Below are 253 nucleotides of genomic sequence, written 5' to 3'. Positions count from 1 at the left end.
TCGTCCAGATGGTACGAAAGAAGTGCTGAACTACCAAGTGGCGCCGACGGAATCAACTGGGATCTGGACTGAATTACTGGGAACCCTGATTAAGCAAGGTGTCAAAGATGTGCTGTTGTTTGTGGCCGATGGGTTAGTTGGTTTGGATGAAGGTTTAAATCGGCATTTTCCCAAAGCTAAACGACAACGTTGCCTGGTTCATGTTGGGCGTAATTTGATAAACAAAGTTCGGGTGAAAGACCGTAAGGCCGTG

At 47.0% G+C, this 253-nt stretch carries 1 protein-coding gene; it reads left to right on the top strand.

Translation table 11 applies throughout. The features are described 5' to 3' along the window. Positions 1-253: transposase (locus FAY32_RS14525; protein WP_191988201.1), on the top strand; the 253-nt coding region annotated here is incomplete at both ends.

Source organism: Levilactobacillus enshiensis (assembly GCF_007115095.1).
GTDB lineage: Bacteria > Bacillota > Bacilli > Lactobacillales > Lactobacillaceae > Levilactobacillus > Levilactobacillus enshiensis.
Note: the sequence above shows the minus strand (reverse complement) of the source record. Positions and strands in the feature narration are given on the sequence as shown.